Genomic DNA, 14,921 nt, shown 5'->3' with positions numbered 1-14,921 from the left:
TTTGCCCCCTCGTGCCGGGCGCCCGCACAATGCCGGACCATGGGACATCTGGAAGCCGCACACCTCGAGTACCACCTCCCCGACGGGAGGACGCTGCTCGGCGATGTCTCCTTCCGGGTCGGCGAGGGCGCCGTCGTCGCCCTCGTGGGACCCAACGGCGCCGGCAAGACCACCCTGCTGCGGCTGATCTCCGGCGAGCTCAAGCCGCACGGCGGGTCCGTCACCGTCAGCGGCGGCCTCGGTGTGATGCGCCAGTTCGTCGGCTCGGTGCGCGACGAGACCACCGTCCGTGACCTGCTGGTCTCCGTGGCCACACCGCGTATCCGCGAGGCGGCGAAGGCCGTCGACACCGCCGAGCACGCGATCATGACGGTCGACGACGAGGCCGCCCAGCTCGCCTACGCCCAGGCGCTCTCCGACTGGGCGGAGGCGCGCGGCTACGAGGCGGAGACGCTGTGGGACATGTGCACCACGGCCGCGCTCGGCGTGCCGTACGACAAGGCGCAGTTCCGGCAGGTGCGCACGCTGTCCGGCGGTGAGCAGAAGCGGCTGGTGCTGGAGGCGCTGCTGCGCGGCACCGACGAGGTGCTGCTGCTCGACGAGCCGGACAACTACCTCGACGTGCCCGGCAAGCGCTGGCTGGAGGAGCGGCTGGCGGAGACCCGCAAGACCGTGCTGTTCGTCTCCCACGACCGGGAACTCCTCGCCCGCGCCGCCCAGAAGATCGTCTCCGTCGAGCCCGGCCCGGCCGGGGCCGACGCCTGGGTGCACGGCGGCGGCTTCGCCACGTACCACGAGGCCCGCCGTGAACGCTTCGCCCGCTTCGAGGAGTTGCGCAGGCGCTGGGACGAGAAGCACGCCCAGCTGAAGAAGCTGGTGCTCAACCTCCGCCAGGCCGCCGCCGTCAGCCACGAGATGGCCTCCCGCTACGCCGCCGCCCAGACCCGGCTGCGCAAGTTCGAGGAGGCCGGACCGCCGCCCGAGCCGCCGCGCGAGCAGGACATCACCATGCGCCTGAAGGGCGGCCGCACCGGCGTACGGGCCGTGACCTGCGAGGGACTTGAGCTGACCGGCCTGATGAAACCGTTCGACCTGGAGGTCTTCTACGGCGAACGGGTCGCGGTCCTCGGCTCCAACGGCTCCGGCAAGTCGCACTTCCTGCGGCTGCTGGCCGGCGAGACCGTGGCCCACACCGGGCTGTGGAAGCTGGGCGCGCGGGTCGTGCCCGGCCACTTCGCCCAGACCCACGCCCACCCCGAGCTCCAGGGCCGCACCCTGCTGGACATCCTGTGGCAGGAGCACTCCCAGGACCGGGGCGCGGCGATGTCCCGGCTGCGCCGCTACGAGCTGACCCAGCAGGCCGAGCAGACCTTCGACCGGCTCTCCGGCGGCCAGCAGGCCCGCTTCCAGATCCTGCTGCTGGAGCTGGAGGGCGTCACCGCCCTGCTCCTCGACGAGCCCACCGACAACCTCGACCTGGAGTCCGCCGAGGCGCTCCAGGAGGGGCTGGAGGCCTTCGAGGGCACGGTCCTGTCCGTCACCCACGACCGCTGGTTCGCCCGCTCCTTCGACCGCTACCTGGTCTTCGGCAGCGACGGCCGGGTCCGCGAGACCGCGGAGCCGGTGTGGGACGAACGCCGGGTGGAGCGGGCGCGCTAGGGCGCCGGTTTGTTCGTACAGTGGAGGCAGAACAGCGAGGTCCATGGCTCCGTGCCGGGCGTCGCCCGGCGCCACTCGCACCGGACGGGAGCCCGAACCACATGGACGACCACGACGAGCGGGGCACCACATGACCGGAGTCGACCCGGGCCGGCTGGACGACCAGCAACTCATGAAGGAGCTGGCGACGATCCACCGCACCCGCCACGACACCCTGCTGTACGGCTCGAACGACGCCCTGCGCGTCCACAACGAGCGGATGGCCCAGCTGGAGGGCGAGTACCTGCGCCGCAACCCGGGCCGGTCCGTCATCGCGAGCCGCACCCGTGACGGCGCCCGCGACCGGGCCACGGCGGGCCGCGCGACGGGCGCACCCGTGGGCAAGTGGGGCCCCGGGCCGGACGGCGCCGGCACCTGACACCCGGCGGGGACGGCGGCCGGTGACGTCCCCGGGCGCCGTCCCCGCTTCTGCGGCGGGCCGTCGCGGGCGGGTCAGCGTCCGCGGCCTCCGTGTGCTCCCTCGCCGCCGGTCAGGGCCTCCGCGAGCTCCTGGACGTTGCGGTAGCGCGCCGAGCGGGGAAGGTCGTACAGAGGCTCGACCAGGGCGTCCGGGGCGTGCCGGTCACGGAGCACGCCGATCAGCTCCCGCGGCCCCGCGGGGAACGCGGAGCGTCCCAGCACCCGGCCCAGCTCCAGACGCGCCTCGGGCGTCGACGCCGGGGCCACGGGTCCGCCGGCCAGCCGCGGATCGTCCTCGGCGACGGGCTCCGGATCGTGCCACTCCTCGACCCGCGTGGGACGACCCGACCTGAGCAGCTCCTTGAGCTGGTGCTTCATCTCGTCGTCGCGGCTCGCGCTCATCCGGTCGCTGCCTCGTTGCATGGCGGAACTCCTCCATCTCGTCGGCGGTCGCCGACCGCGTACCCGGCCGGGTACGCGCGACACCGGGGTTTGCCCCACGGATCCCGGGAGACCCGGCCCGCACCCCCCACGGAAACCCCCTGGGGAAGGAATGCCCATGGCCGTACTCGCGGTGCTGATCCCGGTTCTCCTGCTCGGCGTCCTGCTGGCGCTCGGCTGGTACGAGGACCTGCTGCTGCCCCAGGAGCCCGCCGCCGCACCCCCCGCCACGCGGACCCCGGCGCGGACTTCCACGTCCACGCCCTGAACCGCGACGTTTGCGACCACGGCGCGCGGGCAGGCGGACACACAGTGCTTCGGACCGGAGGCACGTCCGTGGGAGCGAGTCCGCCTGCCCGCGCGCGTCCTGCCGGGCCCGCGGACGGCTCGTCACGGGGACCGTCCCATCCAGCACACCCGCAAGGGAGTTGCGACGCATCATGCGAACCACAGCGCCCCCGAAGCACCATCCGCACGACGACGCCCCTGACACCGCAGGGGCCTTCCGCACGCTCGCCGGGCTGCCTCCGGGCCCGCGGCGCGACACGTTGCGCAAGGAGATCACCGAGGCCTGGCTGCCCATGGCCGACCGTCTCGCCGGACGCTTCCGCAGCCGCGGCGAGTCCTACGAGGACCTGCGCCAGGTGGCGGCACTCGGCCTGGTCAAGGCCGTCGACCGGTACGACCCCGCGCGCGGCCACGCCTTCGCGAGCTACGCCGTCCCCACCATCACCGGCGAGCTCAAGCGCCACTTCCGCGACCACATGTGGACCCTGCACGTGCCGCGCCGGGTCCAGGACCTGCGCAACCGGGTCCGGCTCGCCGTGCAGGACCTCGGCCACTCCGGCCGTACCCCCACGGTCGCCGAGCTCGCCGGGCACACCGGCCTCGGCGAGGACGAGGTCAAGGCCGGGCTGGAGGCGCTCGAGAGCTTCAACGCCCTGTCGCTCGACGCCGCCCCGCCCGGCGGCGAGGACGGCCCCCGCCTCGGTGACGCCCTGGGCTCGCCCGACCCCGCCCTCGACACGGTCGTCGACCGCGAGGCCGTTAAACCGCGGCTGGCCGCCCTGCCCGAGCGGGAGCGGGCCATCCTCTACATGCGCTTCTTCGACGACATGACGCAGAGCCGGATCGCCGAGGAGCTCGGCATCTCCCAGATGCACGTCTCCCGGCTGATCAGCCGCTGCTGCACCCGGCTGCGCGACCAGGTGATGCGCGACGCGGCGTAGACCCACGCCGGTTCACCCGGTCGGGCGCGTGTGTCCCACTGATGGTGCCCGGCCGCGCGCGGGGCACGACGGGGCGGGCTGTGATGACTGCGGGGCGCGAACGCCGCGCCCCGCAGCCGCAGGCCGAGGAGCCCTTCGTATGCGCCGCACCGCCCGTGTCCTTTCCGTCGCCGCCCTCACCGGCGCCGTCCTGGCCGGTGCCGCCCCGCTGGTGTGGGCCGACCCGGCCGCCGAGCTGAACCCCGCCTCCGTCCGGCCCGGCGCCACCGTCACCGTCTCCGTCACCTGCGACCCCGGGGGCGGCAGCCCGCCGCAGAGCCTGGACGCCACGTCCGAGGCCTTCGAGGAGGGCACCGTCGCGCTCAACCTGATCCCCGGCGACCTCGGCGCGGACGCCGGCCCCGCCTACCGCGGCACCGCCGCGATCGCGCCCGCCGCCGCCCTGGAGAGCGAGCCGGCCGGCACCGGACCGGACACCGCCTGGACGGTCGAGGGCACCTGCCCGGCCGCGCCCGGCGGCCAGGGCAAGCCCTGGAGCGCCACCTTCACGGTCACCGTCGAGGTGCCCGAACCGCTCTGCACCGGCGGCTCCCACGGCTCCGGCTGCCCGCCCGAGCCCTGCCCCGGCTCCCACGGCGCCCCCTGCCCGCCCGAGCCCTGCCCCGAGCCGCACACCGGCACCTGCCCGCCCGCGCCCCCGGTCCAGCGCGGCGTGCGGGCCGGCGAGGGCGGCACCTTCACCGACTCGGTCCCGGCCCTGGCCGCCGGCGGCGTGTTCATCGCGGCCGCCCTCGGCGGCGCCGTGTACCGGCTGCGCCGCAAGACCCTCGCCCGGGACGCCTGACCGGCCCCCGCCCGGGTACGCACAACCCCGAGAGACCTACGGCGCCCCGTACGGCACACCGGACCCGCGGCCCGGCCCCGTCGAGCGGCACGGCAGGCAGACGACACGGCAGCGGCACACGGAGGCGGGCATGCGGCGGACGGACACGGAAGGACACGGGCCCGTCCGGTACGGGCCCCCGCTGCCCGACGACGGACTTCCGGTACTGCCCGAGCTGTGCGCCGTCCTCGCGGCGGCGGCCGGCCTGGGCGGCGCCGAACCGGTCGGCGGCGGACAGCACCTGCTGGAGGCCGCCTGCGGCTACTGGGACCGGCGCAGCCTCGAGACCGCGCCCGAACAGGTCACGGCGGGCCCCGGCGCCCCCTCGCTGCTGCTCGCGCTGACCGCCGCGCTCGGCGGCGACGTGCTCGTGCCCCGGCCGTGCGCCGCCTGGTGGGCCCCCTACGCCCGGCTGCTCGGCAGACCCGCCTTCCATGTGGCGACCCCCGCCGAGTGCGGCGGCGTCCCCGACCCCTACGCCCTGCTGGAGACCGTCCGCCGGGTGCGCGAGGAGGGCGGCGACCCGCGGCTGCTGGTGCTGTCCGTCGCCGACGACCCCACCGGCACGGTCGCCCCGCCCGAGGTGGTGCACGAGGCGGTCGAGGCCGCCGCAGGCGAGGGGCTGCACCTGGTCAGCGACGAGACCTGGCGCGACACCCTGCACGACCCCGCCGCCACCGTCCTGCTCAGCCCCGCCGAGATGCTCCCCGCCCGGGTCGTCGTCGTGACCGACCTCGCGGGCGCCCTGCTGCCCCCCGGCTGGCCGGCCGCCGTCGCCCGCTTCCCCGCCGGGCCCGACGGCGCCGCCCTGCACGCGCGCGTGCTCGACGTCCTCACCGCCCTCGGCGCCCGCGTGGCCGGACCCGTCGCCGCCGCAGCCGCCTACGCCCTCGGCGAGCCCGAGCCCGTCACCGAGCGCGTCACGGCCGCCGTACGCCTGCACGCGCGCGTGGCCGCCGAGCTGCACTCCGCCGTCGTCGGGGCCGGCGCCCTCGCCAGGCCGCCGCAGGCCGGCCGCCATCTCTACGCCGACCTCGGCCCCCTGCGCGCCGCCCTGTCCGCGCGCGGCGTGGGCGACGCGCAGGAACTGGAGGACTTCCTCTCCGCCCGGCTCGGCATGTCCGCCCCCGGCGGGCAGCGCTTCGGGGACGACCTGGCCGCCCTGCGCGTCCGGCTCGCCACCGGCCCGGTGCTCGGCGGCACCGCCGAGGAGCGGGCGCAAAGCCTCGATTCCCCCGTGCCGCTGGAACTGCCGCACGCGCAAGCCGCGTTGACCAGGGTGACCACGGTCCTCGACGAACTCCGCGACGACGCCCGGCGACGGGAGCCGCCTCGATGACGCGGCAGTCCGAGTCGACCACCACGAGTGCCGCCTCATCTGCGGACACCCGGGAGAGCCCTGCCGCCGTGTCACCCCTGACCGAGTCCCCCCTCGCCCCGCCCTTTCCACCGCTGGCCGAACCGAGGCCCCTGGGCGGCCGCAGGGTCTGGCCGCGCACCTTCCACGACCGGCTCACCGCCCCGCTGCCCGGCCTGAAGGCACTGGCCCGCTTCGCCCGCGAGGGCTCCGTGCGCCCCCGTCGCGAGGGCCTCGCCGACATCCCCCGGCTGCCCTGCGAACCCGGCCCCCTGCCCCGCGTGGACGCCCGCGCCGTCGCCGTCTCCTGGGCGGGACACGCCAGTTGGGTGCTGCGGATCGGGGGCCTGACCGTCCTCACCGACCCGGTCTGGTCCCGCCGAATCCTCGGCACCCCGGCCCGGATCACGCCCGTGGGCATCCCCTGGAGCGCCCTGCCGCGCGTCGACGCGGTCGTCGTCAGCCACAACCACTACGACCATCTCGACGCGCCCACGCTGGCCCGGCTCCCGCGCCACACCCCGGTGTTCGTGCCCGCGGGGCTCGGCCGCTGGTTCCACCGCCGCCGCTTCACCACCGTCACCGAGCTGGACTGGTGGGAGGCCGCCGAACTCGACGGCGTACGCTTCGACTTCGTCCCCGCCCACCACTGGTCCAAGCGCGGCCTCACCGACACCTGCCGCTCCCTGTGGGGCGGCTGGGTCCTCACCTCGCCCGAGGGCCGGCGCGTCCACTTCGCCGGCGACACCGGCTACGGCCACTGGTTCTCCCGCATCGGCCGCCGCTACCCCGGCATCGACCTGGCCCTGCTGCCCATCGGCGCCTACGACCCCCGCTGGTGGCTCAGCGACGTCCACTGCGACCCGGAGGAGGCCGTCCGGGCGGCCCAGGACCTGGGCGCCCGCCGGATGGCCCCGATGCACTGGGGCACCTTCATCCTGTCGGCCGAGCCGGTACTGGAGCCGCTGGCCCGGGTGCGGGAGGCGTGGCGCAAGGCCGGCCTGGACCGGGCGGACCTGTGGGACCTGCCGATCGGCGGCTCACGGGTGCTGGCGGCGGCGGACGGGGGAGCGGCCTGAAGCATCCCGCACCCTCCTGCGGACGCCCCCGCGTCCTCAGCTCCCCGCCCGCACCCGCCGCCACACGCTCGGCACCACACTGATCAGCAGCGTCAGCGCGACCGCCGCGACGACACCCTGCCACGGCTCGGGGAACAGCGACCCGCCCAGGATCCCGATCAGCTGGTACGTCAGCGCCCAGGCGAGACACGCGGGCAGGTTCCCCCGCACGAACCTCCGCAGCGGCCACTCGGCCAGCAGACAGGCCAGCATCACGGGCAGCCGCCCGGCCGGCACCAGCCGCGACAGCACCAGCACGGCCACCCCGTGCTCGGCCAGCTTGCCCTGCGCCCGCTCCAGCCGGTCCTCGGGCGCGCGCGAGCGGATCGCCTCCAGCCACCGTGAGCCGTTCCTCGACCCGATCCCGCGCCGACCCAGCCAGTACAGCGCCACGTCCCCCAGGAACGCGGCCAGCGAGGCGGTCACGAACACCAGCGCCAGCGAGAACGGCGCGGTCTGATGGAACGCCACCACCGCGGCGGAGGACACCAGCGCCCCCGTGGGCACCACCGGCACCAGCGCCCCGACCAGCACCAGCAGGAACAGCGTGGGATAGCCGATGGCCTGCGGCGCCGACCCGGTCGAGACGGACGACGAGGCCGCCGCGAGCCAGGTCACCCCGGGACCTCCACCCGCACCCGTTCCCCGTGCCCGAGCCGGTGCACCGTCACGTCCGGCGCGCTCTCGGCGGCCAGCCGCGCGAACTCCTGGCCGGGCGCGTGGAACTCGTGCGGCCGCACGGCGTCCATCCCGATCGGCCAGTACGTGCCGTAGTGCACCGGCACCGCGCTGCCCGCCCCCAGCAGCGCCAGCGCCTGCGCCGCCCGCCGCGCGTCCAGATGCCCGTCGCCCAGGTACGGCCCCCAGCCGCCCACCGGCAGCAGCGCCACGTCGACCGGCCCGACCTCCTTGGCCATCGTGTCGAACAGCCCTGTGTCCCCGGCGAAGTAGGTGCGCCCCTCGCCCTCGACGACATAGCCGAGCGCGGGGGAGCGGTGCGGTCCCAGCGGCAGCCGCCGCCCGTCGTGCGCGGCGGGCACGGCCCGCACCACCACGTCACCCACCCGAGTCTCGTCGCCCGGCGCCATCTCACTGATGGACAGGTGGCTGAGCCGGCGCAGAGCGGGCACGGACCGGGGCGCGCCCCGGGGCACGAGCAGCCGAGTGCCGGGCGCGAGGCGCGCCAGCGACGGCACATGCAGATGGTCCGCGTGCAGGTGGGAGACCAGCGCCACGTCCGCCGTCCACGCCCCGGGCGGCGGCAACGCCCCCCGGCGGCGGCGCAGATGCGCCAGCCTGCGGGCGAACAGGGGATCGGTGAGCACGCGAATGTCCGAGTCCGCGACCGTGCAGGTGGCGTGGCCCCACCAGGTGATCTCCACCGGCACTCCTCCGCCCCTTTCGCGCGACTCCCCCGAAGCCTACGTGCAGGAGTAGGGTCGGCGGCGAAACCCGGAGGTGAGGGGGACGCCATGGGAAAGCCGCGGGGTGTTCTCGGCCGGCCGGACGCGGGGGTCGTCCAGGTCACGGCCATCGCGAGCCTGACGCCGCTGGAGGAGCTGGAGGCCGATCCGTTCCTGGTGGACTCCCGTGGCCAGCACGCCATGTGCGCCCGCTGGGCGGCCGAGCGCGGGTACGTCGTCGCGCGCGAGCTGCTCGGGCGGGGGCTGCGGCCCGACCACCGCGCCCTGTGGGACGGGGTCCGGCCGGGGCTCGACCTGTTCGTCGCGCCCAGCCCCCGGGTACTGGAGTCCGCGCTCGCCTCCCTGGAGGAGTTCACCGCGGAGTGCGCCCGGCGCGGGGTGCGCCTGGAGACGGTGGACCGCGCCGAGCCCGCCTACGACGCCCGGATGAAGGCGATGGTCCACCGCAGACTGTCGATGCCGACCGCGGGATACGACGGCCGCTGAGCCCCGTCCCCGTACCGCGCGGGGCGACACCCGGGCGACCGCGGGATACGACGGCCGCTGGGTCCCGTCCCCGTACCGCGCGGGGCGACACCCGGGCGACCGTGGGGTCGACGGCCGCTGAACCCCGTCCCCGTACTGGGCGGGACAACACCCGCCCTGCTCGCGAACCGTTTCCGCGAAGCGGTGTGACACGCTGGACAGCGAGCCCGCGACGGCGACGGGCCGGGACGTGAGGTGTACGGGGTGCTGGGACGGCGTTGGCGGCGGGTCATGAGCCAGATCGGCCGGAGCACCGCGGTGTGGGCCGTGTCCACCCTCACCATGCTCGTGCTCGCCGGCGTCCTGCCCGACTTCCAGCTCCAGTCCGCCGACGGCGACAGCGCCACCAGCATCGCCGTCACCGCCGCCCTCGGCGCGGGCGCCTTCGGTCTGCTGTCCGCGCTGGTCTGGCCGCTGCTGGTACGGCTGCTGCTGCTCGTCCCGGCGCTGGTGCTCGGCCTTCTCGTGTTCTTCCTCAACGGCGCCCTGCTGCTGGTCGCGCTGCGGCTGAACCCGGCCGAGCAGGGCGGCGCGTCCTGGGAGACCGCGGTCGTGGTGGCCGCCGTGATGTCCGCGGTCGCCTCGGCGACCGGCGCAGCGCTCGCCGTGCGCGACGACGACGCCTACCGCCGCCGTCTGTACCGGCTCGCCGACCGCCGCCGAAGAGACCGGCCGGCCGGCCCGGTCACCCCCGGCACGCTCTTCCTCCAACTCGACGGCGTGGGCCACGACGTGCTCGTGGACGCCGTGGACAAGGGCCTGATGCCGACCGTCGCGCGCTGGCTGAACGGCGGGCCCGGCTCGCCCGCCACCCACCGCCTCACCCCCTGGCGCACCGACTGGTCCAGCCAGACCGGCGCCAGCCAGCTCGGCATCCTGCACGGCAGCACCTTCGACGTGCCCGCCTTCCGCTGGTACGAGAAGGACAGCCGGATCGTCATGGTCTGCAACCGGCCCACCAGCGCCACCGAGCTCCAGCGCCGCGCGGTCGAGCGCACCGGGGACGGCGGACTGCTCACCGCCGACGGGGCGAGCCGGGGCAACCTGTTCAGCGGCGGCGCCGACGAGCAGGCCCTGGTGCTGTCCATCGCGGTGCGCCGGCGCAGCCGCGAGAACCGCTCGCGCGCCGGGTACTTCGCCTACTTCTCCGACCCGGCCAACGCCGTGCGCACCGCCCTGTCCTTCGTCGCCGAGGTGGGCCGCGAGACCGGCCAGTCCGTGCGGGCCCGGCTGCGGCGCCAGCGCCCCAGGGTCGGGCGCGGCGGGCTCTACCCCCTCGTCCGCGCCTTCGCCACCGTCGTGGAGCGGGACGTCGTCGTCGCGGCGGTCACCGGCGACCTGTTCGCCGGCCGCACCGCCGTCTACGCCGATCTCGTCGCCTACGACGAGGTCGCCCACCACTCCGGACCGCGCAGCCGCGACGCCGAGAAGGTCCTCGCCCGGCTCGACCGGTCTGTCGCGCTGATCGAGAAGGTCGCCGAGCACGCCCCACGGCCCTACCGGCTGGTCCTGCTCTCCGACCACGGCCAGAGCCCCGGCGAGACCTTCCGCGCCCGCTACGGTCTGACCCTCGCCGACCTCGTCCGGGCCGGCTGCGGACTGCCGGTGCCGCGCAAGGCGAGCCGCACCCACAGCGGCGCCGAGGCCCGCGCGGCGGTGCGCGCCGCGCTGCGCCGGCCGGTGGAGGAGCGGGCCGAGCCGTTCCCGTCCGCGCGCCGCACCGAGCCGATCGTGCTGGCCTCCGGCAACCTCGGCCTGGTCTCCTTCCCGGACGTGGCGCACCGCATGACCAAGGAGGAGATCGACGCCCGCCACCCGGCGCTGCTGCCGACCCTCGCCAACCACCCCGGCATCGGCTTCCTCCTCGTGCGCAGCGAGCGGCACGGCGGCGTGCTCCTCGGGGCGTACGGCGCCGAGATCCCGGTCGCGGAACTCGCCGACGGACGCGGCCCGCTGGCCCCCTTCGGGCCCGGCGCCGCCGACGCGGTCCGGCGCACGCACACCTTCCCGCACACCGCCGACGTCATGGTCAACTCCTTCCACGACCCGGACGACGGCGAGGTGCTCGCCTTCGAGGAGCAGATCGGCTCGCACGGCGGACTCGGCGGCGACCAGGGCCGGCCGTTCCTCCTGTCACCGACGACCCTCTCGCCACCCGTTGCGGACGGCGAGCCCCTGGTCGGCGCGGAGCGGCTGCACCACATCCTCCGCACCTGGCTCCGCGAAACCGACGGCCCCCAGATCCCCCTGGACACAGCACCGGAGGACCAGGCGGCCTGACCGGGACGTTCCCGGCTACGGGCGCCGCACAAGCTGCGGGGGCCGACAAATTCAGGTGACGACCGTAACCATCAATTGAGAAGCTCAAATTCGAGTAACCACGTCCGCGAGAGCGGCGCCGGTTCAGGCGCAAAGAACGCGCCGGTTCAGGCGCAAAAAGGGAGCGTGCCCGCGTTGCAGGCAGCCGTCACCGTCACCCCCGCCCGTGTCCCCGAGCTGCTGCTCGGCCTGGCCACCGTGCGGCCGGTGTTCCTCTGGGGAGCGCCCGGTATCGGAAAGTCCTCCCTGGTACGGGAGTTCGCCGAGTCGCTGGGGCTGGAGTGCGTGAGCCTGCTGGGTACGCAGCTCGCGCCCGAGGACCTGATCGGGGTGCCGCAGATCCGCGACGGGCGCTCGGTGTTCTGCCCGCCGGAGGCCATCGCCCGTGACGAGCCGTACTGTCTGTTCCTCGACGAGCTCAACGCGGCCACGCCGGACGTCCAGAAGGCGTTCTACTCGCTGATCCTGGACCGCCGTATCGGCACCTACGAGCTGCCGAGGGGCTCGATCGTCATCGGCGCCGGCAACCGCTCCACCGACAACGCCCTCGCCCGCCCCATCGCCTCCGCGCTGGTCAACCGGCTCACGCATGTGCATCTGGAGGCCTCGCCGAAGGACTGGCTGATGTGGGCGGCCGGCAACGGCATCCACCCCTGGATACTGGACCACCTCACCGACCGGCCCGACCATCTGTGGTCCAAGCCGCCCAAGACGGAGGAGCCGTTCTCCACCCCGCGCTCCTGGCACATGCTCTCCGACGCCCTGCACTCCTTCGGCGCGGACCTGGACGAGGAGACGCTGAAGGTCCTCGCGCACGGCACGCTCACCCCCCGGCACGCCACCGCCTTCTGCGGCTACGTCAAGATCGTGCGCAGCCGCTTCGGCATCGAGGCGATCCTCAAGGGGGACGCCCGCTGGCCCGGCCGGGTCGAGGACCGTGACCTGCTGTACTACCTCGCCGAGTCGTTCCGCGGCCGTCTGGTCAAGGACCTGCCCGGCTCCAAGGAGCATCTGTCGGCGAACGGCCGCCAGACCGCCTACCGCGCCAAGTCCCTGCTGGTGCAGCTCGCCGAGATCTCCGTCGAGGTCGCCCAGAGCGTCATCGCCTCCGACGACGACGGCAACCCCGTCCTGCCCGCCTGGTTCCTCGTCGAGGCCGCCCGTGACATGCCCCGGCTGGTCGAGGCCCGGCGATGAGCCGTGCCACGCGCAGGAAGCAGCAGGCCAAACCGGACCCGGCCGCCGAGGCGTGCGCCGACGGGCTGCGGCTGGTGTGGGCCAACCCGGCGCTGGCCGCGCTGGAGGCCAAGACCTGCCGTGACCCTGAGTGCCGGGCCTCGCCCCGGCAGGGCCTGGCGCGCGTCGACTCCAACGGCGTCATTCATCTGCACCCCACCGCGCTCGCCGAACCCGCCGACTGGGCCTGGGCCGTCGCCCACGCCCTGATCCACCTCGGCTTCGGGCACGTCCCCGCCGCGGACGGCCCGCGCACCCCGCTGGACCCCTTCGAACTGGCCGCGCGCTGCGCGGTCGCCGACCGTTTCCTGCTGACCTTCAAGGTCGGCCGCCCGCCCGAGAACCTGCCCACCGCCTACCCCGACGGCGACGAGGAGCGTATCGCCGCGCTGTGGCGCCGCGACGGCGTGCCCGCCGTCTACCAGCGCGACGAGCGGGACCAGCTCCTGGTCTCCTGGGGTGCCTGGAACGGCCGGCCGCCCGACTGGCAGCTCCGGTTCGCCCACGCCCTCACCCGCACGCTGTCCACCGCCATGGACATGGCCGGCGGCCGCCGTGACTCCATGTTCGGCGGCCCCACCAGCCGGCAGCCCTGGGAGCGGGCCCTGAGCTGGTTCGTCTCCTCCTACCCGCTGCTCGGCGGCATCGCCTCCGGTATCGAGCTGGTCGCCGACGCCGAGTTCGCCCGCGCGCACGGCATCGCCGTCGCCGCCGTGGACGCCCTCGCCGGGGAGATCTACATCAACCCGCTGTGCCGCTACGACGACGAGGAATGGCGGTTCGTCCTCGGCCACGAGATGCTGCACGCCGCCCTGCGCCACCAGGACCGCTCCGGCACCCGCGACCCGCTGCTGTTCAACATCGCCTGCGACTACGTCGTCAACGGCTGGCTGCGCGAGATGCGCGTCGGGACCATGCCCGAGGGACTGCTGTACGACCCGGAGCTGGCCGGCCTGTCCGCCGAGGAGGTCTACGACCGCATCGCGGGCGACCTGCGCCGGGCCCGCAGGCTCGCCACCCTGCGCGGCAAGGGCGCCGGTGACATCCTCGGCGGCCCGCTGGGCGCGCCCGGCGACTACGTCGACCTCGACGAGTTCTACCGCCGGGGCCTCGCCCGTGGACTCGATCTGCACGAGCGGCAGGAGCGCGGCTTCCTGCCCGGCGGCCTGATCGAGGAGATCCGCGCCCTCAGCCATCCGCCGCTGCCCTGGGACGCGCAACTCGCCCGCTGGTTCGACGAGTTCGTGCCCCGCCCCGAGCCGCTGCGGTCCTACGCCCGTCCGTCCCGGCGCCAGGCGTCCACGCCCGGCATCCCGCGCGCGGGCCGGTACTTCCCGCCGGAGGAGGTCGCGCGCTGCACGTTCGGCGTCGTCCTGGACACCTCCGGCTCCATGGACCGGGTCCTGCTCGGCAAGGCGCTCGGCGCCATCGCCTCGTACGCCGAGGCCCGCGATGTGCCCGCCGCGCGCGTGGTGTTCTGCGACGCCGCCCCGCACGACGCGGGCTATCTGCCGGTCACCGAGATCGCCGGGCGCGTACAGGTGCGCGGCCGCGGCGGCACGGTCCTGCAACCGGGGATCGACCTGCTGCACCGCGCCGACGACTTCCCGCCGGGCGCGCCGGTCCTGGTGATCACCGACGGCTGGTGCGACGTCCTGCGGGTGCGGCGCGAGCACGCCTATCTCGTTCCCCCGAACGCCCGGTTGCCGTTCACCGCGCGTGGGCCGGTGTTCCGGGTGCGTTGAGCCGGAATGTGATCGGATAGGGGGCAGGGCCCCCGGAAGCGGGACCGCATCCAGAGTTCGCGAAAGGAACAATCGTGGCAACCACGCGCTCCGCACACACCGTCTGGGAAGGCAACCTGCTCCAGGGCAACGGCGTCGTCACCTTCGACTCCTCCGGCATCGGCGAGCAGGCGGTGTCGTGGCCGTCGCGCGCCGAGCAGGCCAACGGCAAGACCAGCCCGGAGGAGCTGATCGCCGCGGCCCACTCCAGCTGCTTCTCCATGGCGCTGTCGCACGGCCTGGCCGGTGCCGGCACCCCGCCCACCAAGCTGGTCACCTCGGCCGACGTCACGTTCCAGCCGGGCGAGGGCATCACCGGCATCCACCTGACCGTGGAGGGCACGGTGGAGGGCCTGGACAACGACGCCTTCGTCGCCGCCGCCCAGGACGCCAAGGCCAACTGCCCGGTCAGCCAGGCCCTGAAGGCAGTGCCGATCACGCTGGACGCCAAGCTCGCCTGAGTCCGGACGACTCCCGTGCGGCCCGC

Annotated in this window: 14 protein-coding genes and 1 pseudogene; 12 read left to right on the top strand and 3 right to left on the bottom strand. The window is 74.8% G+C overall.

Going from position 1 to position 14,921, the window contains the following annotated elements:
• The first annotated feature begins 39 nt into the window (after nt 1-39).
• On the top strand, nt 40-1,659 hold the full coding sequence (locus ACFYR0_RS03040; RefSeq protein ID WP_389321255.1) for an ABC-F family ATP-binding cassette domain-containing protein: 1,620 nt from the start codon (nt 40-42) through the stop codon (nt 1,657-1,659).
• 101 nt (nt 1,660-1,760) lie between these two features.
• A pseudogene (locus ACFYR0_RS03035) lies at nt 1,761-2,077 on the top strand (DUF6158 family protein).
• A gap of 74 nt (nt 2,078-2,151) precedes the next feature.
• On the opposite strand, the gene ACFYR0_RS03030 reads toward ACFYR0_RS03035, so the two are convergent.
• Complete coding sequence (locus tag ACFYR0_RS03030) at nt 2,152-2,541, bottom strand: DUF2795 domain-containing protein (RefSeq protein ID WP_389321253.1); 390 nt, start codon at nt 2,539-2,541, stop codon at nt 2,152-2,154.
• A gap of 136 nt (nt 2,542-2,677) precedes the next feature.
• Between ACFYR0_RS03030 and ACFYR0_RS03025 the strand changes: the two genes are divergently transcribed.
• The 5 genes from ACFYR0_RS03025 (at nt 2,678) to ACFYR0_RS03005 (ending at nt 7,107) form a co-directional block, all read left to right on the top strand.
• Nucleotides 2,678-2,827: a hypothetical protein gene (locus tag ACFYR0_RS03025; protein ID WP_389321251.1), complete on the top strand. Its 150-nt coding sequence runs from the start codon at nt 2,678-2,680 to the stop codon at nt 2,825-2,827.
• Nucleotides 2,828-2,999: 172 nt separating this feature from the next.
• The gene (locus tag ACFYR0_RS03020; RefSeq protein ID WP_389321249.1) at nt 3,000-3,788 is read left to right on the top strand and encodes an RNA polymerase sigma factor SigF; all 789 of its coding nucleotides are present in this window, start codon (nt 3,000-3,002) and stop codon (nt 3,786-3,788) included.
• A gap of 139 nt (nt 3,789-3,927) precedes the next feature.
• The gene (locus ACFYR0_RS03015) at nt 3,928-4,632 is read left to right on the top strand and encodes a hypothetical protein (protein ID WP_389321247.1); all 705 of its coding nucleotides are present in this window, start codon (nt 3,928-3,930) and stop codon (nt 4,630-4,632) included.
• A gap of 130 nt (nt 4,633-4,762) precedes the next feature.
• Nucleotides 4,763-6,010 (top strand): aminotransferase class I/II-fold pyridoxal phosphate-dependent enzyme, encoded by a 1,248-nt coding sequence (locus tag ACFYR0_RS03010; RefSeq protein WP_389321245.1) that lies wholly within the window; start codon nt 4,763-4,765, stop codon nt 6,008-6,010.
• Nucleotides 6,007-7,107 carry an MBL fold metallo-hydrolase gene (locus ACFYR0_RS03005; RefSeq protein ID WP_389321243.1) on the top strand — a complete coding sequence of 367 codons (1,101 nt, stop codon included), beginning with the start codon at nt 6,007-6,009 and terminating at the stop codon, nt 7,105-7,107. The genes ACFYR0_RS03010 and ACFYR0_RS03005 overlap by 4 nt, the downstream gene beginning before the upstream one ends.
• 36 nt (nt 7,108-7,143) lie before the next feature.
• On the opposite strand, the gene ACFYR0_RS03000 is transcribed toward ACFYR0_RS03005, so the two are convergent.
• Entirely contained in the window at nt 7,144-7,764 is a 621-nt protein-coding gene (locus ACFYR0_RS03000; RefSeq protein ID WP_389321240.1) for a DedA family protein, read from the bottom strand.
• Nucleotides 7,761-8,534 (bottom strand): MBL fold metallo-hydrolase, encoded by a 774-nt coding sequence (locus ACFYR0_RS02995; protein WP_389321237.1) that lies wholly within the window; start codon nt 8,532-8,534, stop codon nt 7,761-7,763. Before ACFYR0_RS02995 ends, ACFYR0_RS03000 begins: the two co-directional genes overlap by 4 nt.
• Nucleotides 8,535-8,618: 84 nt before the next feature.
• Between ACFYR0_RS02995 and ACFYR0_RS02990 the strand changes: the two genes are divergently transcribed.
• The 5 genes from ACFYR0_RS02990 to ACFYR0_RS02970 all read left to right on the top strand — a co-directional run bounded on the left by ACFYR0_RS02990 (nt 8,619) and on the right by ACFYR0_RS02970 (nt 14,895).
• Nucleotides 8,619-9,056 (top strand): hypothetical protein, encoded by a 438-nt coding sequence (locus ACFYR0_RS02990; RefSeq protein ID WP_389321234.1) that lies wholly within the window; start codon nt 8,619-8,621, stop codon nt 9,054-9,056.
• A 270-nt stretch (nt 9,057-9,326) separates the two neighbouring features.
• Nucleotides 9,327-11,375, top strand: a complete 2,049-nt coding sequence (locus tag ACFYR0_RS02985; protein WP_389321231.1) for a phage holin family protein — start codon at nt 9,327-9,329, stop codon at nt 11,373-11,375.
• Between the two features lie 174 nt (nt 11,376-11,549).
• The gene (locus ACFYR0_RS02980) at nt 11,550-12,611 is read left to right on the top strand and encodes an ATP-binding protein (RefSeq protein ID WP_389321956.1); all 1,062 of its coding nucleotides are present in this window, start codon (nt 11,550-11,552) and stop codon (nt 12,609-12,611) included.
• Nucleotides 12,608-14,395 carry a hypothetical protein gene (locus ACFYR0_RS02975; RefSeq protein ID WP_389321229.1) on the top strand — a complete coding sequence of 596 codons (1,788 nt, stop codon included), beginning with the start codon at nt 12,608-12,610 and terminating at the stop codon, nt 14,393-14,395. The genes ACFYR0_RS02980 and ACFYR0_RS02975 overlap by 4 nt, the downstream gene beginning before the upstream one ends.
• Before the next feature lie 74 nt (nt 14,396-14,469).
• On the top strand, nt 14,470-14,895 hold the full coding sequence (locus tag ACFYR0_RS02970) for an OsmC family protein (protein ID WP_389321226.1): 426 nt from the start codon (nt 14,470-14,472) through the stop codon (nt 14,893-14,895).
• Nucleotides 14,896-14,921: the final 26 nt, after the last annotated feature.

This window comes from Streptomyces sp. NPDC005017 (assembly GCF_042873115.1).
Classification (GTDB): domain Bacteria; phylum Actinomycetota; class Actinomycetes; order Streptomycetales; family Streptomycetaceae; genus Streptomyces.
This window is presented reverse-complemented; position numbering and strand designations above follow the sequence as displayed.

What these genes read in the sequence shown, in the direction of transcription:
- ACFYR0_RS03040 (WP_389321255.1), top strand. Translation starts at nt 40, where the DNA reads ATGGGACATCTGGAAGCCGCACACCTCGAGTACCACCTCCCCGACGGG.
- ACFYR0_RS03030 (WP_389321253.1), bottom strand. Translation starts at nt 2,541, where the DNA reads ATGCAACGAGGCAGCGACCGGATGAGCGCGAGCCGCGACGACGAGATG.
- ACFYR0_RS03025 (WP_389321251.1), top strand. Translation starts at nt 2,678, where the DNA reads ATGGCCGTACTCGCGGTGCTGATCCCGGTTCTCCTGCTCGGCGTCCTG.
- ACFYR0_RS03020 (WP_389321249.1), top strand. Translation starts at nt 3,000, where the DNA reads ATGCGAACCACAGCGCCCCCGAAGCACCATCCGCACGACGACGCCCCT.
- ACFYR0_RS03015 (WP_389321247.1), top strand. Translation starts at nt 3,928, where the DNA reads ATGCGCCGCACCGCCCGTGTCCTTTCCGTCGCCGCCCTCACCGGCGCC.
- ACFYR0_RS03010 (WP_389321245.1), top strand. Translation starts at nt 4,763, where the DNA reads ATGCGGCGGACGGACACGGAAGGACACGGGCCCGTCCGGTACGGGCCC.
- ACFYR0_RS03005 (WP_389321243.1), top strand. Translation starts at nt 6,007, where the DNA reads ATGACGCGGCAGTCCGAGTCGACCACCACGAGTGCCGCCTCATCTGCG.
- ACFYR0_RS02990 (WP_389321234.1), top strand. Translation starts at nt 8,619, where the DNA reads ATGGGAAAGCCGCGGGGTGTTCTCGGCCGGCCGGACGCGGGGGTCGTC.
- ACFYR0_RS02985 (WP_389321231.1), top strand. Translation starts at nt 9,327, where the DNA reads ATGAGCCAGATCGGCCGGAGCACCGCGGTGTGGGCCGTGTCCACCCTC.
- ACFYR0_RS02975 (WP_389321229.1), top strand. Translation starts at nt 12,608, where the DNA reads ATGAGCCGTGCCACGCGCAGGAAGCAGCAGGCCAAACCGGACCCGGCC.